Genomic DNA, 20,242 nt, shown 5'->3' with positions numbered 1-20,242 from the left:
CCATGAGCAGCAACGTGACCGCAAAGGTGGTGGACCGTGCGCAGCACGCCATCGACCCGGCCGAAGGCATCGCGGCGGTGTCCGACCCGGCATTCGGCGGCATCGATGTGTTCATCGGCAAGGTGCGCGACTTCAATGTGGGGCGGCCGGTGACCGGCATCACCTATGACCTGTTCGAGCCACTGGTGCTGAACGAGATCCAGCGCCTGGCGGCGGAGATCGAGGCGACGTTCGGGCCGAGGCTGAAATTGTATGTGGCACATGCCAAGGGCCGCTTGGGCATTGGCGATGTGGCGGTGGTGGTGGCTGCGGGCAGCCCGCACCGTGATGAAGCGTTCCGCGCGTGCCGGCAGTTGATCGAGGCGGTGAAACACCAGTGCCCGATCTGGAAGCAGGAACATTACGAGGACGGCGACAGCGAGTGGAGCGAAGGCTGCACGCTGTGCCACGCCGACGGTGAACCGGCGCATGAGCATCATTGACGCCAGTAGATCCACGCCATGCGTGGATGGAGCCTTTCCCTCGCGCCCGACAGGAGCGGTCACGCATGGCGTGGCTCTGCCGTGGGCATGACCTTGCTCAGCCCCATTGCCGGCATCGTGCTGGCCGGCGGCCTGTCCAGCCGGATGGGCCGCGACAAGGCGTTGCTGCCCTGGCAGGGGCGCACGCTGCTGGAGCACATGCGCGGCACGTTGCGGCTGGCCGGGGCAGACCGGGTCTGGGTGAGCGGACGTTACCCGGCTTTCGGTGGCGTGCCCGACCAGATCACGCGCTGTGGGCCGCTGGGTGGCCTGTACAGCGTAGCGATTCAGATGCCTGATGGCCCGGCCTGGGTGGTGCCGGTGGATACGCCGCGGTTGACGCCGGAGCTATTGCAGCAGTTGCGTGAGCGACATCGCGGCGCTTGCACGATCTTTGACGGGCATCCGCTTCCGATGCTGTTTAATGTAGGCAATGAAAGCCGCACGATCCTCGAAACCATGATCCACGATCCCCTCGGCCCGCGCTCCCTGCAGGCCCTGCAACACCGGCTGGACGCGCAGACCCTGCGCCTGGCCCATGCCGATGAAGGCGCCCTGGTCAACTGCAATACCCCCACCCAATGGGAGGACGTTGCCTCATGAAGGTGCAGTTGCAGGAACAGACAATGCGCTTGCGCCTGGACGAGGCCGAGCTGGCCCGGCTGCTGGCCGGTGAAACGGTAGAGAACCTGACCCGGTTCGGTGGCAGTGGCGGTTGGGGCACGGCCGTTTCGCTGCATGGCGGTGAAAGCGCTGTGCTGCTCGACAGTGGCACCGATTGCCGCCTGGTGCTGCCACGCGGTTCGGTGGAGGACCTTGCCGGGCGCCTACCATGCCGTGATGGCCTGGCCTTTGCGCTGTATCTGGTCGACGGCACCACGCTGCAGCTGCAGTTTGATGTGGATGTGCGCGACAGCGTGCGCCAGCGCGGCGCAGGCCGGCGCGGCACGTCACCGGCGGCGTGACCTGTGCAGTGCACGGAAGGCGATGGGGCCGTGCCGTATGATGGATGCTTCCGTTCGAGCGTTGCCGTGATGTCTTCGATTCCGTCCCCTCAGCCGCGCCCCGGCCGGGCCACGCCGAATCCCGCCGCCGCCGATGATGGCGACGCGCTGCATTTCTGCAGCACCTGTGCCTTCTCGGATGCGTGCATGTCGCAGGGCTATGACAAGACGGCGCTGGGCGAACTGCATGTGCTGGTCGACCACGTGGGGCCGTTCCATTCGGGTGATTACATCTTCCGTGCGGGTGAGGCCTTCGATTCCATCGCCGCTGTGCGCGCAGGCATGGTCAAGACCTTCGTCGACGACAGCCAGGGCAACGAGCAGGTGCTGGGCTTTGCTCTACCGGGCGAGGTGATCGGGCTCAATGCGATTCACGGTTCGCGTTTCCCCTGCAATGCAGTGGCACTGGATACGGTGCACCTGTGCCGCATTTCGTTCCCCAAGCTGAGCCTGCTGGCCACCCGCATGCCGGGGCTGCAGGCCAAGCTGTTCAGCCTGCTCAGCGCGGAGATCGGCAAGGTCGCCACGCTGGCGGCCAACCACCGCACCGAGGAGCGGATGGCAGCGTTCCTGCTGGATATGTCGGCGCGTTACGCGCGGCGTGGTTTTTCCGCGACCCGCTTCAACCTGACCATGGCCCGCACCGAGATCGCCAATTATCTGCGGATGGCGCCGGAGACGGTCAGCCGGGTGCTGCGGCGGCTGAGCGATGAGGGTGTCATCGCAGTCAACCAACGTGAGATGCTGCTGCTGCAACCCGAGCGGCTGGCGGCGTTGGCCGTGGCCAGGGATTCCGAACCGGACTGAACGCGGTCAAGGAGCCGATATGAAGACGCTGGGCGTGTTGTTGCTGGGGATGGTGGCTGCGCTGCCAGCGTGGTCGGCCGAGCTGACGGTGTCGGCGGCATCCAGCCTTACCGAAAGCTTCCGCGAGTTGGGCGCAGCCTATGAGAAGGCGAACCCGGGCAGCAGGGTCGACTTCAACTTTGCCGCTTCCGGCGTACTGCTGCAGCAGATCGCGCGCGGCGCGCCGGTGGATGTGTTCGCTTCGGCCGATGAAGCAACGATGGACCAGGCTGCGCAGCAGAAGCTGCTGGCGGCCGGTACGCGTGAGGTCTTCGCGGTGAACGCGTTGTGGGTGGTCGTGCCGCCGCAGGCGAAGGCGCCGCCGCGCGCACTGGCCGATCTGGCGGGTGCAGGCGTGCAGCGCATCGCAGTGGGCAACCCGGACAGCGTGCCGGTGGGCCGCTACGCGCGGGGAGCGCTGCAGGCCGCCAAGCTGTGGCCGGCCGTGCAGGGCAAGGTGATCAGTACGCAGAACGTGCGGCAGTCGCTGGATTACGTTGCGCGGGGTGAGGTGGATGCGGGCTTTGTCTACGCCACCGACGCGCAGGCAATGCCTGATCGCGTGCGGCGCGCGTTCCAGGTTCCGGTTGCCGGACGCATCGCCTATCCGCTGGCGGTGGTGCAGGCCAGCACGCAGCCGGTGGAAGCCAGGCGCTTCGCGGCGTTCGTGCGCTCGGCGCAGGGCCAGGCGATCCTGCACAAGCACGGGTTCGGCAAGCCCTGACGGATGGACCTGGACTGGAGCGCACTGGGATTGTCGTTGAAGGTGGCCGGCTGGGCCACGGCGATCAATCTTGTTGCGGGCGTGGCACTCGGCGCGCTGCTGGCGCGACGGCGCTTTCCCGGTCGGGAACTGCTGGATTCGATACTGACCCTGCCGATGGTGCTGCCGCCGACGGTGCTGGGCTATTACCTGCTGGTGCTGATCGGGCGCAATGGCCCGATCGGCGCCTGGTTGCAGTCGTGGTTCGGCATCAACCTGGTGTTTACCTGGCAGGCGGCGGTGATCGCTGCTGCGGTGGCGTCGTTTCCGCTGGTGTTCAAACCGGCACGCGCTGCATTCGAGGAAGTGGACGGTCAGTTGGAGCAGGCCGCGCGCACGCTGGGCGTGTCCGAAGCGGCGGTGTTCTTCCGCATCACCCTGCCGCTGGCATGGCGCGGGATTCTGGCGGGCCTGCTGCTGGCGTTCGCACGGGCGATGGGTGAGTTCGGCGCCACGCTGATGGTGGCCGGCAGCATTCCGGGCCGCACGCAGACGCTGTCGATCGCCATCTATGAAGCGGTGCAGGCGGGGCAGGATGGCAAGGCCAATGCGCTGGTGATCCTGACGTCGGTGGTGTGCATCGTGATCCTGCTGCTGGCCGCGCGGCTGGTGGGCGGGCGCCGTCGGGAGCTGCGCGATGTGGCTTGACCTGCAGGTGCAGCGGCGATTGCAGGCGTCCGGCCAGACGTTCGAGCTGGACGTTGCACTGCAGTGCACGCAGCGGCAGGTGGTGCTGTTCGGGCCTTCCGGCGCCGGCAAGAGCCTGACGCTGAAAGCGGTGGCCGGCCTGCTGCGCCCGGAGCATGGGCATGTGCGCCTGCACGGGCAGACACTGTTCGATGCGGGAGCGGGGGTCGATCTGCCACCGCAGCGTCGTCGACTGGGTTACGTGTTCCAGGACTACGCGCTGTTTCCGCACCTGAGCGTGCGCCAGAACGTGGCGTTCGGGCTGCAGCGGGGCTGGTTGAATCCACCGCGCGGCACCCGTATCGAGGCAGTGGAGCAGTGGCTGCAGGCATTCCGGATCGAGCACGTGGCGGATCTGCTGCCGTCACAGGTATCCGGCGGACAGCGCCAGCGCACGGCGTTGGCGCGTGCACTGGTGACCCGGCCACAGGCGTTGCTGCTGGACGAACCGTTCGCAGCGCTCGACCACGACCTGCGCCAGCACCTGCGCCAGGAGCTGGAAACCGTGCTGGATGAAACCGATATTCCGCTGCTGCTGATCAGCCACGATCCGCAGGATGTGGCGGTGTTCGGCCAGCAGGTAGCGCGGGTGGTGGACGGGCGCATCGTCGGCGGATGACGCGCGGCGGTCATGCCGGGCCATATCCTGGCGCGCCATGTATCCACGCAGGTAGTGCCGGCCGCTGGCCGGCAGCTTCATAGCGCCAAGAGCAGCCGGCCAGCGGCCGGCTCTACCCGAGGGACGGTTCAATACAGCTCGCAGTGGGTGCGGCCCTCATCGCGCAGGGTATCCCAATGGCCTTCGCCGCCGATCGCGTCGATGGCTTCGCGCACCGCACCTTCCAGGTGGCTCTTGTTGCCACACAGGTAGATGTGGCCGCCACGGGCCAGCACATCCTGCATCTGCGTGGCCTGCTGCTGCAGCACATGCTGCACATAGACCTTCTGCGCAGCATCGCGCGAGAACGCGGTGTGCAGGCCAGCGAGTACGCCACGCGCCTGCCAGTCCTGCAGCTGCTCGTGGTACAGGAAGTCGTGCTCGCGGTGCTTCTCGCCGAACACCAGATGGACCTCCCGTGCATCGCCGGTGGCCTGCAGTTCCTGCATCAGGCCCATCAGCGGCGCGATGCCGGTACCGGTGCCCACCAGCAGCAGAGGTGCGTTGCCGCCTCCGGGCAGGTGGAAGCCCGGATTGGAGCGGCAGTACACGCGCGCCGTGTCGCCGCCGTGCAGCAGGCTGCCGGTGGCGGTGCCGAAGCGTTCGCGGCCACGCAGGGTGTAGCGCACTTCGCGTACACACAGGCTCAGCTGGTCATCGCGCGGATGCGAGGCAATCGAGTAGGCGCGCGGCAGGCAGGGTGATAGCAGCTCGCGCAATCGCGCCAGCGGAACCGACTGCGAGGTGGCGTGGTCCTGCAGCACGTCCAGCAGGTCCAGGCCATGCAGGTAGGCGTCGAGTTCGCGTTTCTGGCTGATCTTCAGCAGGCTTTTCAGTACGTCGCTACCCCCCAGCCTGGCCAGTTCGCGCAGTACGCCCTTGCTGAGCAGGCGCAGTTCGCGGTCGCGCAGCGCGTCGACGGCGCTGGAATCGCCATACCAGCTGGCCAGGGCCTGCAGCAGCGCAGGATCGTTTTCTGCAACCAGATGCAGGGTGTCGCCGGCCCGGTAGGCCATGCCGCTGCCCGCGATGTCCAGCTGCAGGTGCCAGGCGGCGGGGGTGCTGTGATTCAGTCGGCGCCGTTCGACAATGCCGGCGACGAACGCGTTGTCTTCGCCGTAGGCCGTCACTTGCAGGCGCAGATCCTGGCCGGCGGTCGCATCACCGTCCAGTACCTGGCCCAGCACCGGCCGCCACTGCTGGAAGAACTGTTCGTAGCCGAGGTCGGCGTCGACACGGTGCAGCAGTGGCTGCGCCTGACGATCACTCAACGCTGCATCCAGCGCCTTGGTGAAACCGCAGAAGCTGGGGTAGCCGGTATCCCCCAGGCCGAACACCGCGTAGCGCAGTCCGGGCAGGGCGGGTGCCTGTCGCAGCGACTCGAAGAAGCGCTCGCCATTGGCCGGTGGCTCGCCGTCGCCGAACGAGCTGGAGATGGCCAGCAGCACATCGCCGTGGCCGAGGCCGGCCACATCGATGTCATTGAACGGCAGGACCTGCGGTCCATGCGGCTGCAGGTCCGGGTCCGCACCCAGGCGTTGGGCCAGGGCGCGGGCGTTGCCCGACTCGGAGGCGAAACCCACCAGCAGCCGGCTGATGGGCCTGCGTGTGGGGATGGCGTTCACGCAGCCTCGTAGAAGTCGTCGAACGTTTCCTTGCTGAACTCGACAAGGTCGTAGTTCTGCATCAGGTCGTTCACCACGCGGCGGATGCTGATGTACGAGGTGATGTTGCCATCGGCGTCGAACAGTGGCTGCACGGTGGTGTCGACCACGTAGAGCACGCCGCCCTTGCCAAGGTTGGGGACGATGCCGGTCCAGGTCTTGCCGGCCTTGATGGTGTCCCACATGTCCTTGTAGACGGCCTTGGGTACGTCCGGATGGCGGACGATGCTGTGCGGCTGGCCGATCAGTTCCTCGCGCGCGAACCCGGTGAGCGTGCAGAACAGGCCGTTGGCATAGGTGATGTTGCCCTGCAGGTCGGTGGTGGAGATCACCATCACGTTCTGCATGGCGTTGAGCAGCTGGGCGTTGTCGGGGGTGTAGCTCATCGCAGGTCCTTTGGATGCCGGTGACGCCGGCGTATTGGGTTCCTGCATAGAGATACGCGCCCGTGGCATGGGGCGGATTGATATAGGTCAAGCGTGTGCCGGGAGGGGCCTGCGACTGGCTGTCGCAGGGGCAGCTACCGATGGCCCGTAAAGCCGAACATAGGCTCGGCTTTACAGGAAATCCTGCTCACCCCATCACATACCGCAGCACACCCGCCGATACCACGCCGACCACCACCGTCGGCAGCATCGACAGCCGCGTGGCCGCAAGCAAGGTGATCGCCAGCGCGGCCAGGTCGGCCGGCTTGTCGGCCACGAAGTCCGGGGCGATCACCGAGATCAGCACGCAGCCCGGGGCGGCTTCCATCACCGTCACCGCGCGCTTGCTCAGGGTGCGGTTGCGCAGCGCGAGAAAACCGATGATGCGGGTGAGATAGGTGGCGGCGGCCATCAGGATGATGGTCAGCACCGAGGTCCAGTGGATCAGGCCGTTGAAGATCATGCGGCGTCCTCGGCCAGCAGCCACGCAGCGGCCAGACCGGCCAGCGCGCCGCTGGCGACGTACCAGGCGCCGGGCACCAGCAGGTATGTGCCCGCAGCCACCACCAGGCTGACCAGCCATGGCCGGGCGGCGCGCATGCCTTGCCACATGCCGCGCAGCAGCACCAGGAACACGGCGGGGAAGGCCATGTCGAAGCCATAGGCGTGGATGTCACCGAGCAGTGGGCCGACGATCGCGCCCAGCGCGGTGCACAGCACCCACACGGTGTACAGGCCGGCCGACACGCCGAGGTAGTAGGACAGGCTGAAGCCCAGTGCGCGACGGCGCGCATCGGCCACGCCCAGTGCCCAGCTTTCATCGCACATGAAGAACAGCGCCGGCAGCACGCGACGGCGCGGCAGGTGCTGCAGCAACGGCGCCAGGCTGGCGCCCATCAGCAGGTGGCGGCTGTTGACCAGTGCGGTGATCGCTACGATCAGCGCGATGTGTGGCGGCGAAGTCCACAGTTCGACCGCGGCGAATTCAGACCCACCGGCAAAGTTGAGGCCGGTCATCAGTGGCACTTCCAGCGCCGACAGGCCCTTCTGGGCGGCCTGGGCACCGAGCACCAGGGCGAAAGGAATGAAGCCGATCATCACCGGCACGGCGGCGCGCAGGCCGCGCAGGAATTCGGCGCGCGGTGCGGTGTCGCACACGGGATCAGGCAGGGGCAGGGTGGTTCGGGCGTCCATGGATCAACAACGGGTGGGGGTGGCCCATGCTAACGGTCCGATCACGAAATCGGGTTGCGTTGATGCCATTGAGCCGACGGAATGTGGAATATCATGCGGCCATCAGCCTGATGGGTGAAATTTCATGCAGTACCAGCTCGACAACCTGGATCGCCGCATCCTCGACGCCCTGCAGCGCGATGGTCGCCTGCAGAACCTGGAGCTTTCGCGACAGGTGGGGCTGTCGCCGTCCGCCTGCCTGCGCCGGGTCCGCCTGCTGGAAGAGGGCGGCTACATAGATCGCTACGTGGCCCTGCTCAACGCGGCGAGGATCGGGCGTGGGTTCACGGTGTTCGTCCGCGTGTGGCTGCGTGGCCAGGACGAAGACACCACCAACCACTTCATCAACAGCATCAAGTCCTTCCCGGAAGTGCTTGAATGCCATCTGATGGCGGGCGACTGCGACTTCCTGCTGCGGGTGGCGGTGGCCGACCTTGATGCGTACCGGCAGTTCCAGATACAGCACCTCAACCGGATCGCCGGGTGCAGAACACCAAGACCGAAATCCCCATGCAGCGGATCAAGCAGACCACTGAACTGCCTGTCTGAACGGCCCGGCGCGTCCCCTGCGCGTCGCCGTCATCGCAATGACACGTGACGCCGCTACGGTTTGACCCGCTTGCCGGCCGTGCGCAGGTCGACCCGCCTGGTCGCACCGCGCTTCGCCGCTGCAGCTGATGTCGCTGCCGAGGGTCATGTGTTCTACGTCAGGGGGCTGAATGGACAGCATGCGATCAGACGTTGGAGGGTGGCGGCCGCCGCCGGGTTGCTGTTCGCCTTCGCTGCCGCCGCACAGGACGACATCCGCGCCTATGACATTCCCGCGCAGCCGCTGGAACAGGCGGTCGAGCGCTTCAGCGTCGTCAGCGGCTGGTCGGTGATGTATCCCGGCGACCTCGGCACGGGCCGCAGCAGCCATCCGCTGCAGGCCAGCCTGCCGCCACTGCAGGCGCTGCAGGTGGTGCTGCAGGATACGGGTGTCGAGGCCGAGCTGATCGGCGCGCAGCGCGTGGTCCTGCGCCGCGCCGCACGCGCCGCTGCCGAGGCCTCTGCGACCGGTGTGGCCAACGACCTCGGGCAGCGTCGCCGCTTCGGCGACCTGCAGCAACGGCTGCGCGCCGCGTTCTGTGACGACCCTGACCTGGCGCCGGGCGCCTATGCGGCGACGCTGCGCTTCCGCATTGCCAACGATGGCCAGGTGCAGGAACCCGAACTGCTTGCCGGCAGCGGCAGCACACGCCGCGATGCGCGCCTTCTGCAGGCGATGCAGGCCCTGCGCCTGGGCGCCGATGCTGCCGCGCTGCCGCAGCCGGTGACTCTGCAGATCCGTCCTTCCAGCGCGGGCCACGACTGTGGCCGGCGCCCGCCCCAACCATGACGTCAAGGAATCGAACATGAGCAACAGCACGGCTGGGGCGGTAGACCTGATGGACCATCTGCTGGGCGCCTACGACGAACTGAAGCGCCGGCTGGTGCGCAAGCTGGGCTCGGAAGAGCTGGCCGGCGACGCGCTGCAGGACACCTGGATGCGCCTGAGCACGCGCCGACACCGCCTGGACCCGGTGCAGAACCCCGCGGCATATCTGCTGCGCATGGCGATGAACACCGTGATCGACCGCCAGCGCGCCGACCATCGCCTGCTGAGCCTGGAAGAAGTGGATACGTTGATGGACATGGCCGATCCCGGCCCGGGGCCGGCACAGGCGGCCGAGCAGGAGATGGCGCTGGAAGACATGGTCGGCCTGCTGCAGCGGATGCCCGAGCGCCGCCGCCGGATACTGCTGGCGATCCGCGTGGACGGCCTGCAGCAGCGCGATGTGGCCGAGCACCTGGGCGTGTCGTTGCGGCTGGTGCAGCGTGAGCTGAAAGCCGCACAGGATTACCTGGCCGAACGCAGCGGGCAGGGACGGCAGGTGCGGTTCTGAGGCACGGCATCCGTCTACACTTTGACGCCGAGCAGAACCCCGCAGCGTGCGGGGACGGCAAGAGCCCTCATGGACGCTGACGATCAACCGCACCGCCCGCTCGACGCCGTGGAGCGCCAGGCCCACGCGTGGGTGGTGCGGTTGACCTCGGGCGAGGCCACGGCGGCCGATGCCAGGAAATTCCGCCAATGGTGCGAGGCCGATCCCGGCCATCGGCAGGCCTTTGCCCGCGCGAAGCGGCAATGGGAACAGGTACGCCTGGCCGGCGAGCAGCTGCCTGCCGCCGCACGCCAGCCGCAGGCGGCAACCCCGGCGCAACGCTGGAGCCGGCGCGCATTCCTGGGGGCGGCGGTGGCGGCACCTGCGAGCCTGGCCGTGGTGGCTGCGCTGCACCCGCCACTGGGCCTGTGGCCTTCGGTGACGGCGATGACCGCCGATTTCCATACCGGTACCGGCGAGCGGCTGCAGATTGCGCCGACGCCGCACCTGAAGATCGAACTGGATACGCAGAGCAGCCTGCGCCGGCGCAGTGATGCCCAGGGTGAAGGCTTCGAGCTGGTGCAGGGACAGGCGGCGATCGAGGCCGCTGCGGGAGCGCGCCTGGCGCTGTTCGCCGGGCCGGGTTGCCTGGTGGCCGACGAGGGCGCAGCACGCCTGGATGTGCGCAATACCGATGGCCAGGTGCGCGTGACCTGCCTGCGCGGCAGCGTGCGCATCGAGCATCCGCAAGGTCGCCTGCAGCTGCAGGCCGGCCAGCAGACGGTGTATGACGAGCGCCTCAGTGGCGTGGTGGCCGAAGCCGTGGCGGCCGAAGTCAGCGCGTGGACCGAAGGCATGCTGGTGTTCCGCCGCGCGCCACTGCGTGAGGTGGTGGCCGAGATCAACCGCTACCGGCGCGGCAAGGTGCTGCTGGGCGAATCCGCATTGGCGCGGGCGCCGGTCAGTGGTCGCTTCCGCATTGATGATCCGGATGCGGCGCTGGAGCAGCTCGGGCAGACGATGTCGCTCGGCCTGCGTCGCTTTCCCGGTGGAATTGCCGTCTTGGGGTAAGACCCTGGCTGCGCGCGACGCGCACGCCCGCTGCATGCATGGAGAGGCCAAGGATGCGCAACGAGACCATCGGTGTGTTGGATCTGCGCCGCAATCTGTCGGCGCTGCTGGAAACCACCCAGCGGCGGCCGCTGATGGTGCACCGCTATGGCGCGCCGTGGGTATGCGTGGTGTCCGACCCGCAGTGGCGGCAGCAGGCGGTGCTGCTGGAGTTCGAGCCACAGGACCATCCGTTGGCGATGCTGCTGCGGTTGCAGCGGCAGGCGCTGCCACTTTCGGAATCGGGAATGCTGCCTGCCGCTGCACTGGCACGTGCCTTGTTGCTGATGGCCATGCACGGCATCGAGGGTCTGGCGGCACTTCACGATCACGTGCGCTACCACCGGTTGTGGCACTGGTTCGTGGCCGCCAGCGATGCACAGATGGAGGGATGGCAGCTGCCACTGCTGCAGGCGGCGACGGCGGCGCTGCTGGATGACGCGGACGCGATGCACGCGCTGGCGGCATTCGCGCAGCGCAGCGACGTTGCCGTGCTGGCCCGGCGGTGTGGCGGAGAGGCGCCGCGCCTGGACCTGCAAGCCTGCAGGCGGATGACGTTGCGGTGACATTCCCGCGATGCTGCCACGCACTGCTCAACATCGCATTCGTGCTGTCGCTTCGGTTGCCTTGCTGACGTCTTCTGCAGAGTACGACGCTCCCGCGTCGCGGAGCGCAGGCGACGCCGATGAACGACAGTCGCAGGATCAGCATGCTGGAGCTGGACCGCCACCTGAGCCAGTCGCTGGAGCAGGCGCGGCACGCCCCAGTGAATGTGCAGCGCTATGGGCAGCCGTGGGTGTGGATGCTGTCCAGCGATGCCTGGGCTGATGCGGCAAGGTGGTCAGCGCTGGATGTCAGCGGCCATCCGTTGATGCTGCTGCGGCAGGCGCTGGACGCATGCCTGCAGCCGTGGCCTGAAGCCGCCTTGGCCACGCTTGCGCAGGAGAGCGCGGAGATGCGCATGGTGCAACGTGCGGTGCTGCTGATCGCGCTGTGCGCCCCTGGCAGCGTGCAGCGCCTGCACGACGATCTTCGCTATCACCAGGTGTACCGGCAATTCATCGGCTTCGATCATGGCATGGCCTGGTCGCCCCTGCAGTGCATGCGCCTGCTGCAGGCGTGTGCCGCGCCACTGCTGCAGCGCTGCGTGGAGGAAACGCTGGCGCGCGTTCCGTCTTCGCTGCTGGACGCTGCCTCCGTAGCGAACGCGCGCCGTGTGGGTGATCGGCTGCAGGAACGGCCGATTTCCGCAGGATGTTTATCGTACTGACACATGCGCCGCTGACCATGGGGCGGCGGTCTCTTCCAGGATGATGAGGGCGGAACAATGGCAACGCAGATGGGTGGTCGCAGGGCTCGGCAGCAAGGCTTCAGCCTGATCGAGATCATGGTGGTGGTGGTCATCATCGGCATTCTGGCTGCACTGATCGTGCCGCGGCTGATGGATCGCCCCGACCAGGCCCGCGTGGTGGCGGCACGCCAGGACATCGCCGCGCTGATGCAGGCCATGAAGCTGTACCGGTTGGACAATGGCCGTTATCCCAGCGCCGGGCAGGGCTTGCAGGGGTTGGTGAAGCCGCCGCAGGGCAGCGGCGCGATGCCGGTCACACCATACCTCGACCGCCTGCCGGATGACCCGTGGGGGCATCCCTACCAGTACCAGAACCCCGGCACGCACGGTGATATCGACGTGTTCTCGCTGGGGGCCGACAGCAAGCCCGGCGGTGAGGCTGGCAATGCGGACATCGGCTCCTGGCAGTTGTGAGGCCGAACAATGGCACGCCGGAAAAATCCAGGTACGTTTGCCCGCCAGCAGGGCATGGCGGTGATCGTGGCGATGCTGGTGGTGGCACTGGTGGCGGTGATCGCCACTGCACTGCTGACCCGTCAGGCAGCACAGTTGCGTGCGGTACGCAGCGATCAGCTGCGCATGCAGGTGCGCATGGCGGTAGATGCAACGCTGGAGCGCGCGGCGCAGCAGTTGCGTGACGACGCACGCGAGCAGTTGACCACCGTCGGCAACGGGCGCTGGGCACGGCCACTGCAGCTGCAGGCGCCACTGCCGGTGCACCTGCAGCTGGTGGACGCGCAGTCGAGGTTCAACCTGCGCACGCTGCTGGCTGACGGCCAACCTGCCGCAGAGGCACTGCGTGCGTTCACTTCGCTGTGTGTGGGGCAGGGGCTGCCCCGCGCGGCCTGTGCCAGCGTCGCAACGCAGGTCCAGTCGCGCCTGCGCGATGGCGATCGGCAGGCGCGTGCACCGTTGCCGCGTGAGTCGCTGATCGAGCAGGTGCTGGCAGGCGCCGATCCGGTGGCGATACAGGCACTGGCGCGGCGTACGGTGGTGCTGCCAGCGCAGACCCTGGTCAACGCCAATACAGGTGACATCGCCGTACTGCAGGCGGTTGCACCGGGGGTGGATGCCGGGCGCCTGCAGGCGCTGCTGGGCGAGCGCGATCGTGGCCACTGGCTGCTCAACCGCGGTGACATCGCCAACCGGCTGCAGCTGAGCAACGAACAGATGGCGCTGATGCCGCTGGGTATCCACAGCGAGTGGTTCCTGGCGGTAGGGCAGGTACAGGCAGACGGCGCATCGGTGGATTTCCGCGCATTGATCTGGCGCGAGTACCGTGACGACAGCGTGCGTGTGCAACGGGTATGGACAAGGATCGGTGCATGAGCCTGCAGCTGAGAGTGCGCCTGCCGGCGCTGGAACGATTGGATGGGGACAGCGCGGTTGAGTGGGCGCAGCTGCACAAGGACCGCGTGCTGGCCACGGGCAGCGACCCTCTGTCGACGCTGGGCCAGCGCTTTCCGCAGGCGAGGGTGCATGCGAGCCTTGATCCGCAGGACCTGATCCTGCTTGAGCTGCAGCTGCCGCCGCTGCCCGGGCGACGCCTGCAGGCGGCCCTGCAGGGTGAAGTGGAAGCGATGCTGCTGGATGATCTGCAGGAGGTGGCGCTGGGCCATGGCACCCAGGCGGTCGATGGCACGGTGGCGGTGGCGTGGCTTGGCCTGCAGGCGATTGCGCGCGTACAGCAGCAGCTGCAGGAGTGCGGGCTGCAGTTGCAGGCGCTGCACCCAACGCCCTTGCTGCTGCCGTGGACGGTCGGGCAGGCCACCCTGCAGCTGTGTGGTGAGCAGGTACTGGTCCGCTGTGGCCGTGATCGTGGCTTCGTGCAGTGGTGCGGTGGGCGTGACCTGGCCTCGGTGATGCAGGTGCTGGCCGTGCGCCTGCAGCAGGCCGGGGTGCAGGCAGTACAGTGGATCGATGCCGTGCCGCCCGCTTGGGCCGAGCGTCTGCCGGCCAGCGTGCTGACGCAGGCGGTGCAGTGCAGCGGTCCGCTGCCTGGCTGGTCACTGCCGTTGCCGGCCTCGCGTGCAGGTGCGCCACGCCTGGCCATCGGTCTTGCGCTGGCGGCGGCAGTGCTGGCTGCGCTGGGCCTGCAACTGCAGGTGTCGCGCTGGCACAGCGAGGGTGAAGCCTTGCAGCATGACATGGCGCGGCAGTTCAGCACGCACTTCCCCGAGATCGACGATGTGGTCGATCCGGTGGTGCAGGCGCGGCGGGCACTGGCGGTGCCGGCAGTGCCACGGGCACTTCCCGCCGTGCAGCAGCAGGTTGCCAGCGTGCTGCAGGCCATCCCCGAGTTGGCTGGCCAGGTCCGCAGCCTGCGCTATCAGCCGGGCCAGCTGGAGATGGAGCTTGATGCCGACGCGCAGGCCTTGGCCGAGGACGCGCAACGGCTGGAGCGCTGGCAGCAGGCGATGCAGGCACAGGGGTTGCAGCTTGCGCACGAAGCCGGTGGCCGCTTGCGGATCAGCCGCGGGACTGCGCCGTGACCACAGCGGAACTACGGCCGGCGGGCTTCGTGCGCGGACTGTCGCAGCGTTGGCAGCGGCTGGCGGCGCGCGAGCGCGCGATGCTGCTGTTGATGGCTGCGGCGATAGCGGCGGCCGCACTGTGGCTGGGCTGGCTGCAGCCGCTGCTTAAGCAGCGCAGCCATTGGCAGGCTGAGCTTCCACGGCTGCAGGCGCAGGCGGCAGCACTTGCACCGCTGCTGCGCGCCCGTGAACAACAGCAGCAGGCGCAAGGCCGGCGGCCGACACTTGCAGGCCTGCGCCAACAGATCACCGCTGCCGGCCTGGCGGGCGGCCTGCATATCGAAACGCGCGACGGGCGCTGGCACCTGCAGGTACGCAGTGTGCCCGCCGATGCGCTCTGGAACTGGCTGCTGCCTCTGCTGGCCGACCCGGCCATCGAACTGCAGCAACTGCAACTGCAACGGACAGGGGACGCGAACATGCCGGCGGCACGGATTTCCGGAAACATCGTGATGGCCGCCCAGGGCGGTGGCCATCCATGAAGGCGATGCGCAGCCTGGGCTGCAGCGCGGCATTGGCACTGGTGGTGGGCCTGGCCCATCTTCCGGCGCCGGCGCAGGCGCAGGACGCCAATGGCGAACCGGTGCAGCTGAACCTGGTGGACACCGATATCGGTGGGGTGCTGCGCATGGCGGCACGCTTCACCGGCCGCCAGTTCCTGGTCGACCCCCGGGTGAGCGGCAAGATGACCGTGGTCTCCGATGGGCCGGTCAGCCGCGTGCAGGCTTACCAGCTGCTGCTGGGTGCATTGCGCATGCGCGGTTTTGCCGTGGTTGAAAGCGGGGGCGTCAGCCGGGTGGTGCCGCAGGCCGATGCCAAGCTGCTGGGCGGCCGCGTTGGTGCCGGTGGCGCGGGCGGCGAAATAGCCACGCGCACGTTTTCCCTGCGCTACGAGAGTGCCGCGGCGCTGGTGGCGGTGCTGCGGCCGATGATCACCGCGGACAATCCGATCACCGCGAACCCCGGCAACAACACGCTGGTCATCACCGACTACGCCGACAACCTGGAGCGCATCGCGCGGGTCATCGCCAGCGTGGATACACCGGCCGGCATGGACACCGACGTGGTGAAGCTGCAGCAGGGCATTGCCGTGGACGTGGCGGCGATGGTGGCACCGCTGCTGGATGCGCAGGGCGCGGAGCCGGCGCAGAAGGTGGTGGTGATGGCCGACCCGCGCAGCAACAGCGTGCTGCTGCGTTCCAGCAGCCCGGGCCGCACGCGCCTGGCGCGGCAGCTGGTGGAGAAGCTGGACAAGGCCCAGGATGAGTCCGGCAACCTGCATGTGGTGTACCTGCGCAATGCGCAGGCCACTCAGCTGGCCGGGGTGCTGCGTGGCGTGGTGGCAGGGCAGAGCGATGCGCCGGCAATGGGCAGCAGCGCCGGCATCACTGCATTGCCGGGCGAGACCAGCCGCAATGCCAGCCCGCCGGCGCAGCCTGCACAGGGCAAGAACAAAGGGAATGCGCTGGAATCGCCGCGGCTTGATCCCGGCCGTCGCGAACCGACCGATGCCGGCAGCACCGGCTTCAGCCAGAACGGCATTTCGGTGCAGGCCGACATCGCCACCAACACCTTGCTGATCTCTGCCCCGGAGCCGGTGTACCGCAACCTGCGGCGGGTGATCGACCAGCTGGACCAGCGTCGGGCGCAGGTGCTGGTGGAGAGCCTGATCGTGGAGGTCAACCAGACCGACGCCGCCGAGCTGGGCGTGCAATGGATGCTGGGCAACGGCCGCACCTTCGGTGGCACCCATTTCGGCGGCACCACCGGTGGTAGTGGGCTGAACACCACCGCGCGCACCACACTCGACGTGCTGCCGAAGGACGGGCTGAACATCGGCGTGATCGACGGCACGATCAACCTGCCGGGCGTGGGCCAGATCCTCAACATGAAGGCACTGGCCAACGCACTGCAGAGCAAAGGCGGCGCCAACATCCTCTCCACGCCGAACCTGATGACGCTGGACAACGAGGCGGCCAGCATCATGGTCGGGCAGACCGTGCCCTTCGTCAGTGGCCGCTATGTGACCGATGGTGGTGGTGGCAGCAACAACCCGTTCCAGACCATCGAACGCGAGGACGTGGGCCTGAAGCTGCGGGTGCGCCCGCAGATTTCCGAGGGCGGCACGGTGAAGCTGGACATCTACCAGGAAGTCAGCAGCATCGATGCGCAGAGCTCGGGCAGCGCCGGCATCATCACCAACAAGCGCGCGCTGGACACCAGCGTGCTGCTGGACGATGGCCAGATCATGGTGCTCGGTGGGCTGCTGGAAGACAGCGTCAGTCATGGCCGTGATGCGGTGCCGGGCCTGGGCAAGATTCCAGTGCTGGGCGCACTGTTCCGCAGTGACACCCGCAAGCGCGCCAAGACCAACCTGATGGTGTTCCTGCGCCCGCACGTGGTGCGTGACCCGGCTGCCGGCCAGCGCCTGACCCGCGACCGCTACGACTACATGCGCAATGCACAGGCAGGCGCGCAGCCGGTGCAGAGCTGGGCATTGCCGGCGCTGTCGGCGCCGCAGCTGCCACCGCAGGACCTGTCGGTGCTGGGCCAGGGCAATGCACGCGATGGCCAGGGCCAGCCGCCGCAGAACGGCAGCCTTGCGGCGTTGTATCCGGCCAGCGAGGGCACTGTGCAGGTGGTGCAGTTCGCGCAGGGGCTGGATGCAGCGCGTGCCACGCAGGCCGTGGCACAGGTGCGCGCGCTTGGCCTGCAGGCCTATGCCGAAACCACGCCGGGCGAAACCGGACAGCGACTGCGGGTGCGGGTGGCACGCGACCCGGCCACGCTCGACCCGGCGCTGCAGCAGCTGCGCGGGCTGGGCTACACCCCGGAACTGGTCATCGGCCCATGAGCATGGCCACGCCGCCGCCAGCGCTGCCGTATGCCTGGGTGCGCAGCCACGGCGTGATGCTGGCCGAAGCAGGCGGCGCGCCGGTCCTGCTGGGAACTGCCGAGACCGCGGCCTGGGCGGTGGCCGAACTGCGCCGCCGGCACGGGCCGCTGCCGTTCCAGGTGCTGGATGCGGCGGCCTGGCAGCAGCGGTTGGGCGAGCAGTATCGTGACGGTGGCGATGCCGCTGCGGTGGTGGGCGCGGCCGAAAGTGAAGTCGATCTCGACCGGCTGATGCAGGACATGCCCGAGGTGACCGATCTGCTGGATGCACAGGACGACGCGCCGGTGATCCGCATGATCAACGCCCTGCTGGCACAGGCCGCGCGTGACGGTGCAAGCGATCTGCACATCGAACCTTTCGAAACCCATTCGGTGGTGCGCTACCGCGTCGATGGCACCCTGCGTGACATGGTGCAGCCACGACGTGCGTTGCACGCGGCGCTGGTCTCGCGCATCAAGATCATGGCCCACCTGGATATCGCCGAGAAGCGCCTGCCGCAGGATGGGCGCATTGCGATCCGCGTGGGGGGCCGGCCGCTGGATATCCGCGTCTCCACCGTGCCCACCGGGCACGGCGAACGGGCGGTGCTGCGCCTGCTGGAAAAGGATGCCGGGCGGTTGCAGCTGCAACGCCTCGGCATGGCCGACGATACGCTGGCCACCTTCACCGGATTGATCCGCCAGCCGCATGGCATCGTGCTGGTGACCGGGCCGACCGGCAGTGGCAAGACCACATCGCTGTATGCGGCACTGGGGCAGCTCGACAGCAGCACCAGCAACATCCTCACGGTGGAAGACCCGGTGGAGTACGACTTCGCCGGCATCGGCCAGATCCAGGTCAACGCGCGCATCGGCATGAGCTTCGGCACGGCATTGCGCGCGATCCTGCGCCAGGATCCGGACACCATCATGATCGGTGAGATCCGTGACCTGGAAACGGCGCAGATCGCGGTGCAGTCGTCGCTGACCGGTCACGGCGTGCTGGCATCGCTGCATACCAACGATGCGATTTCGGCGGTGACCCGACTGGCGGACATGGGCGTGGAGCCTTTCCTGCTCGCCTCATCGTTGCGTGGCGTGCTGGCGCAGCGGCTGGTGCGCAGGCTGTGCCTGCAGTGCCGGCGTGCCGAAGTGGATGCCGAGGGCCGCACCGTGTGGCGGGCCGTAGGCTGCCCCGCCTGTGCGAACAGCGGCTACCGTGGGCGCACCGGTATCCACGAACTGTTCGTGGTGGATGAGCGCGTGCGGGCACTGATCCATGAAGGGCAGGGCGAACCCGCGCTGCGCGAGGCCGCGCGGCGCGCCGGCATGCGCACCCTGCGCCAGGACGGGCAGCGCTGGGTCGACAGCGGGGTGACCACGCTGGAGGAGATCCTGCGCGTGACCGGCGACGATTGAGGCGCGCATGGCACTGTTCGACTACCAGGCCGCCAACGCACAGGGGCGCATCGAGAAGGGGCAGCTGGACGCGGACAGCGCGCGCGGCGTGCGCCAGCAACTGCGCGGGCGTGGGCTGACACCGGTACAGGTATCAGCCGCACGCAATGCCGGCAGTGGCTGGGGCACGCGCAGGCTGTCGGCCAGCGAACTGGCCTGGGCCACGCGGCAACTTGCCAGCCTGCTGGCCGCCAGCCTGCCGCTGGAAAGCGCGTTGAGCGCGGTGATCGAACAGGCCGAACGCCCGCACGTTGCACAGGCACTCACTGCGGTGCGTGCCGATGTGCGCGCCGGCCAACGGTTGACCGTGGCGCTGGCGGCGCGGCCGCGCGACTTTCCTGCGATCTATCGTGCCCTGGTGGGTGCGGGCGAAGATTCCGGCGATCTGGCGCGGGTGATGGAGCGCCTAGCCGACTACATCGAAGAACGCAATGCACTGCAGGCCAAGGTGCTGACGGCATTCATCTACCCGGCAGCGATCAGCCTGGTGTCGGTGGCGATCGTGATCTTCCTGCTCAGCTACGTGGTTCCCCAGGTAGTGACTGCGTTCGTGCAGGCGCGCCAGACGCTGCCGATGCTGACCCAGGTGATGCTGGCGGCCAGTGCGTTCGTACGCGCGTGGGGTGCATGGACGGGGATCGGTATCGGCGCGTTGGTGGTGGGCTGGCGGCTGGCCCTGCGGCGGCCGAATCTTCGCCTGCGCTGGGACACCCTGCTGCTGCGCGTACCGATGGTGGGTCGCTTCGTGCTGGGCGTGAACAGCGCACGCTTCGCATCGACACTGGCGATCCTGCTTGATGCCGGTGTGCCCTTGCTGCGCGCACTGGACGCCGCACGGCAGACACTGGGCAATGCGCTGCTGGCGCGCTGTGCCGCTGATGTGGCCGCACGCGTGCGCGAAGGTACTTCGCTTGGCGCTGCGCTGAAGGTGCAGAAAGTGTATCCGCCGATCCTGGTGCATCTGGTGGCCAGTGGCGAGAAGACCGGTTCATTGGCGCCGTTGCTCGACCGCGCTGCACAGACCATCTCGCGCGAGATCGAACGCCGCGCGATGGCACTCACTGCATTGCTGGAGCCCACGATGATCCTGGTGATGGGGGGCGTGGTGCTGACCATCGTGCTGGCCGTGCTGATGCCGATCATGGAAATGAACCAGCTGGTGCAGTGACGTGCATCCACGCATGGCGTGGATCTACTGAAACCCCGTTTC

Annotated in this window: 23 protein-coding genes and 1 pseudogene; 20 read left to right on the top strand and 4 right to left on the bottom strand. The window is 67.8% G+C overall.

What is annotated here, in order from left to right:
- Positions 1–2: 2 nt before the first annotated feature.
- The 7 genes from AC1DKR_RS01730 to AC1DKR_RS01700 all read left to right on the top strand — a co-directional run bounded on the left by AC1DKR_RS01730 (position 3) and on the right by AC1DKR_RS01700 (position 4,440).
- Positions 3–482: a molybdenum cofactor biosynthesis protein MoaE gene (locus tag AC1DKR_RS01730; RefSeq protein ID WP_478030706.1), complete on the top strand. Its 480-nt coding sequence runs from the start codon at positions 3–5 to the stop codon at positions 480–482.
- 87 nt (positions 483–569) lie between these two features.
- A complete protein-coding gene (gene mobA, locus AC1DKR_RS01725) occupies positions 570–1,124 on the top strand; it encodes a molybdenum cofactor guanylyltransferase (protein WP_478031195.1) in 555 nt (184 codons plus the stop codon).
- Positions 1,121–1,486, top strand: coding sequence for a hypothetical protein (locus AC1DKR_RS01720; RefSeq protein WP_478030704.1), 366 nt, complete (start codon positions 1,121–1,123; stop codon positions 1,484–1,486). Before mobA ends, AC1DKR_RS01720 begins: the two co-directional genes overlap by 4 nt.
- Positions 1,487–1,555: 69 nt before the next feature.
- A complete protein-coding gene (locus AC1DKR_RS01715) occupies positions 1,556–2,332 on the top strand; it encodes a helix-turn-helix domain-containing protein (protein ID WP_478030702.1) in 777 nt (258 codons plus the stop codon).
- Between the two features lie 19 nt (positions 2,333–2,351).
- Complete coding sequence (gene modA, locus AC1DKR_RS01710; RefSeq protein WP_478030700.1) at positions 2,352–3,095, top strand: molybdate ABC transporter substrate-binding protein; 744 nt, start codon at positions 2,352–2,354, stop codon at positions 3,093–3,095.
- A 3-nt stretch (positions 3,096–3,098) separates the two neighbouring features.
- Complete coding sequence (gene modB / locus AC1DKR_RS01705) at positions 3,099–3,782, top strand: molybdate ABC transporter permease subunit (RefSeq protein ID WP_025874355.1); 684 nt, start codon at positions 3,099–3,101, stop codon at positions 3,780–3,782.
- Positions 3,772–4,440, top strand: coding sequence for a sulfate/molybdate ABC transporter ATP-binding protein (locus AC1DKR_RS01700; RefSeq protein WP_478030698.1), 669 nt, complete (start codon positions 3,772–3,774; stop codon positions 4,438–4,440). The genes modB and AC1DKR_RS01700 overlap by 11 nt, the downstream gene beginning before the upstream one ends.
- 128 nt (positions 4,441–4,568) lie before the next feature.
- Here AC1DKR_RS01700 and AC1DKR_RS01695 read toward each other — a convergent pair whose 3' ends face one another.
- The 4 genes from AC1DKR_RS01695 to AC1DKR_RS01680 form a co-directional block, all read right to left on the bottom strand.
- Positions 4,569–6,104 carry a diflavin oxidoreductase gene (locus AC1DKR_RS01695; protein ID WP_478030696.1) on the bottom strand — a complete coding sequence of 512 codons (1,536 nt, stop codon included), beginning with the start codon at positions 6,102–6,104 and terminating at the stop codon, positions 4,569–4,571.
- Positions 6,101–6,529: a PAS domain-containing protein gene (locus AC1DKR_RS01690; protein ID WP_478030693.1), complete on the bottom strand. Its 429-nt coding sequence runs from the start codon at positions 6,527–6,529 to the stop codon at positions 6,101–6,103. The genes AC1DKR_RS01695 and AC1DKR_RS01690 overlap by 4 nt, the downstream gene beginning before the upstream one ends.
- Positions 6,530–6,716: 187 nt before the next feature.
- Positions 6,717–7,031, bottom strand: coding sequence for an AzlD family protein (locus tag AC1DKR_RS01685; RefSeq protein WP_428704728.1), 315 nt, complete (start codon positions 7,029–7,031; stop codon positions 6,717–6,719).
- Entirely contained in the window at positions 7,028–7,762 is a 735-nt protein-coding gene (locus AC1DKR_RS01680) for an AzlC family ABC transporter permease (protein ID WP_099842655.1), read from the bottom strand. Before AC1DKR_RS01680 ends, AC1DKR_RS01685 begins: the two co-directional genes overlap by 4 nt.
- Before the next feature lie 124 nt (positions 7,763–7,886).
- Here AC1DKR_RS01680 and AC1DKR_RS01675 point away from each other — a divergent pair.
- From AC1DKR_RS01675 to gspF, 13 genes and pseudogenes are all read left to right on the top strand, one after another.
- A pseudogene (locus AC1DKR_RS01675) lies at positions 7,887–8,350 on the top strand (Lrp/AsnC family transcriptional regulator).
- Between the two features lie 148 nt (positions 8,351–8,498).
- The gene (locus AC1DKR_RS01670) at positions 8,499–9,179 is read left to right on the top strand and encodes a TonB-dependent receptor (protein ID WP_478031193.1); all 681 of its coding nucleotides are present in this window, start codon (positions 8,499–8,501) and stop codon (positions 9,177–9,179) included.
- A 16-nt stretch (positions 9,180–9,195) separates the two neighbouring features.
- The gene (locus AC1DKR_RS01665; RefSeq protein WP_089237960.1) at positions 9,196–9,726 is read left to right on the top strand and encodes an RNA polymerase sigma factor; all 531 of its coding nucleotides are present in this window, start codon (positions 9,196–9,198) and stop codon (positions 9,724–9,726) included.
- A 69-nt stretch (positions 9,727–9,795) separates the two neighbouring features.
- On the top strand, positions 9,796–10,776 hold the full coding sequence (locus AC1DKR_RS01660) for a FecR family protein (protein WP_428704726.1): 981 nt from the start codon (positions 9,796–9,798) through the stop codon (positions 10,774–10,776).
- A 53-nt stretch (positions 10,777–10,829) separates the two neighbouring features.
- Complete coding sequence (locus AC1DKR_RS01655) at positions 10,830–11,381, top strand: hypothetical protein (RefSeq protein WP_033831260.1); 552 nt, start codon at positions 10,830–10,832, stop codon at positions 11,379–11,381.
- 119 nt (positions 11,382–11,500) lie between these two features.
- Positions 11,501–12,085: a hypothetical protein gene (locus AC1DKR_RS01650; protein ID WP_428704724.1), complete on the top strand. Its 585-nt coding sequence runs from the start codon at positions 11,501–11,503 to the stop codon at positions 12,083–12,085.
- Between the two features lie 57 nt (positions 12,086–12,142).
- Positions 12,143–12,580 carry a type II secretion system major pseudopilin GspG gene (gspG, locus tag AC1DKR_RS01645; protein WP_478030688.1) on the top strand — a complete coding sequence of 146 codons (438 nt, stop codon included), beginning with the start codon at positions 12,143–12,145 and terminating at the stop codon, positions 12,578–12,580.
- 9 nt (positions 12,581–12,589) lie between these two features.
- Positions 12,590–13,495: a type II secretion system minor pseudopilin GspK gene (gene gspK / locus AC1DKR_RS01640; RefSeq protein WP_478030685.1), complete on the top strand. Its 906-nt coding sequence runs from the start codon at positions 12,590–12,592 to the stop codon at positions 13,493–13,495.
- Positions 13,492–14,658: a type II secretion system protein GspL gene (gene gspL, locus AC1DKR_RS01635; RefSeq protein ID WP_478030683.1), complete on the top strand. Its 1,167-nt coding sequence runs from the start codon at positions 13,492–13,494 to the stop codon at positions 14,656–14,658. The genes gspK and gspL overlap by 4 nt, the downstream gene beginning before the upstream one ends.
- Positions 14,655–15,182, top strand: a complete 528-nt coding sequence (gene gspM, locus AC1DKR_RS01630; protein ID WP_363733483.1) for a type II secretion system protein GspM — start codon at positions 14,655–14,657, stop codon at positions 15,180–15,182. Before gspL ends, gspM begins: the two co-directional genes overlap by 4 nt.
- Positions 15,179–17,554 carry a type II secretion system secretin GspD gene (gene gspD / locus AC1DKR_RS01625; RefSeq protein WP_394195533.1) on the top strand — a complete coding sequence of 792 codons (2,376 nt, stop codon included), beginning with the start codon at positions 15,179–15,181 and terminating at the stop codon, positions 17,552–17,554. The genes gspM and gspD overlap by 4 nt, the downstream gene beginning before the upstream one ends.
- Positions 17,551–18,993, top strand: a complete 1,443-nt coding sequence (gene gspE / locus AC1DKR_RS01620) for a type II secretion system ATPase GspE (RefSeq protein WP_222389312.1) — start codon at positions 17,551–17,553, stop codon at positions 18,991–18,993. Before gspD ends, gspE begins: the two co-directional genes overlap by 4 nt.
- A gap of 7 nt (positions 18,994–19,000) precedes the next feature.
- Entirely contained in the window at positions 19,001–20,200 is a 1,200-nt protein-coding gene (gene gspF, locus AC1DKR_RS01615) for a type II secretion system inner membrane protein GspF (RefSeq protein WP_478030677.1), read from the top strand.
- Positions 20,201–20,242: the final 42 nt, after the last annotated feature.

The sequence above is a fragment of the Stenotrophomonas sp. 01N47 genome (genome assembly GCF_056399165.1).
The sequence above is the reverse complement of the archived record's forward strand: the minus strand, read 5'-3'. Positions and strand labels throughout refer to the sequence as shown.

Bases quoted from the DNA above. Each gene is read 5' to 3' on its own strand.
- AC1DKR_RS01660 (WP_428704726.1), top strand. From the start codon at position 9,796: ATGGACGCTGACGATCAACCGCACCGCCCGCTCGACGCCGTGGAGCGC.
- gspG (WP_478030688.1), top strand. From the start codon at position 12,143: ATGGCAACGCAGATGGGTGGTCGCAGGGCTCGGCAGCAAGGCTTCAGC.
- AC1DKR_RS01665 (WP_089237960.1), top strand. From the start codon at position 9,196: ATGAGCAACAGCACGGCTGGGGCGGTAGACCTGATGGACCATCTGCTG.
- AC1DKR_RS01680 (WP_099842655.1), bottom strand. From the start codon at position 7,762: ATGGACGCCCGAACCACCCTGCCCCTGCCTGATCCCGTGTGCGACACC.
- AC1DKR_RS01650 (WP_428704724.1), top strand. From the start codon at position 11,501: ATGAACGACAGTCGCAGGATCAGCATGCTGGAGCTGGACCGCCACCTG.
- AC1DKR_RS01655 (WP_033831260.1), top strand. From the start codon at position 10,830: ATGCGCAACGAGACCATCGGTGTGTTGGATCTGCGCCGCAATCTGTCG.
- modA (WP_478030700.1), top strand. From the start codon at position 2,352: ATGAAGACGCTGGGCGTGTTGTTGCTGGGGATGGTGGCTGCGCTGCCA.
- mobA (WP_478031195.1), top strand. From the start codon at position 570: ATGACCTTGCTCAGCCCCATTGCCGGCATCGTGCTGGCCGGCGGCCTG.
- modB (WP_025874355.1), top strand. From the start codon at position 3,099: ATGGACCTGGACTGGAGCGCACTGGGATTGTCGTTGAAGGTGGCCGGC.
- gspK (WP_478030685.1), top strand. From the start codon at position 12,590: ATGGCACGCCGGAAAAATCCAGGTACGTTTGCCCGCCAGCAGGGCATG.
- gspD (WP_394195533.1), top strand. From the start codon at position 15,179: ATGAAGGCGATGCGCAGCCTGGGCTGCAGCGCGGCATTGGCACTGGTG.
- AC1DKR_RS01685 (WP_428704728.1), bottom strand. From the start codon at position 7,031: ATGATCTTCAACGGCCTGATCCACTGGACCTCGGTGCTGACCATCATC.
- gspL (WP_478030683.1), top strand. From the start codon at position 13,492: ATGAGCCTGCAGCTGAGAGTGCGCCTGCCGGCGCTGGAACGATTGGAT.
- gspE (WP_222389312.1), top strand. From the start codon at position 17,551: ATGAGCATGGCCACGCCGCCGCCAGCGCTGCCGTATGCCTGGGTGCGC.
- AC1DKR_RS01720 (WP_478030704.1), top strand. From the start codon at position 1,121: ATGAAGGTGCAGTTGCAGGAACAGACAATGCGCTTGCGCCTGGACGAG.
- AC1DKR_RS01690 (WP_478030693.1), bottom strand. From the start codon at position 6,529: ATGAGCTACACCCCCGACAACGCCCAGCTGCTCAACGCCATGCAGAAC.
- AC1DKR_RS01700 (WP_478030698.1), top strand. From the start codon at position 3,772: ATGTGGCTTGACCTGCAGGTGCAGCGGCGATTGCAGGCGTCCGGCCAG.
- gspF (WP_478030677.1), top strand. From the start codon at position 19,001: ATGGCACTGTTCGACTACCAGGCCGCCAACGCACAGGGGCGCATCGAG.
- AC1DKR_RS01715 (WP_478030702.1), top strand. From the start codon at position 1,556: ATGTCTTCGATTCCGTCCCCTCAGCCGCGCCCCGGCCGGGCCACGCCG.
- AC1DKR_RS01730 (WP_478030706.1), top strand. From the start codon at position 3: ATGAGCAGCAACGTGACCGCAAAGGTGGTGGACCGTGCGCAGCACGCC.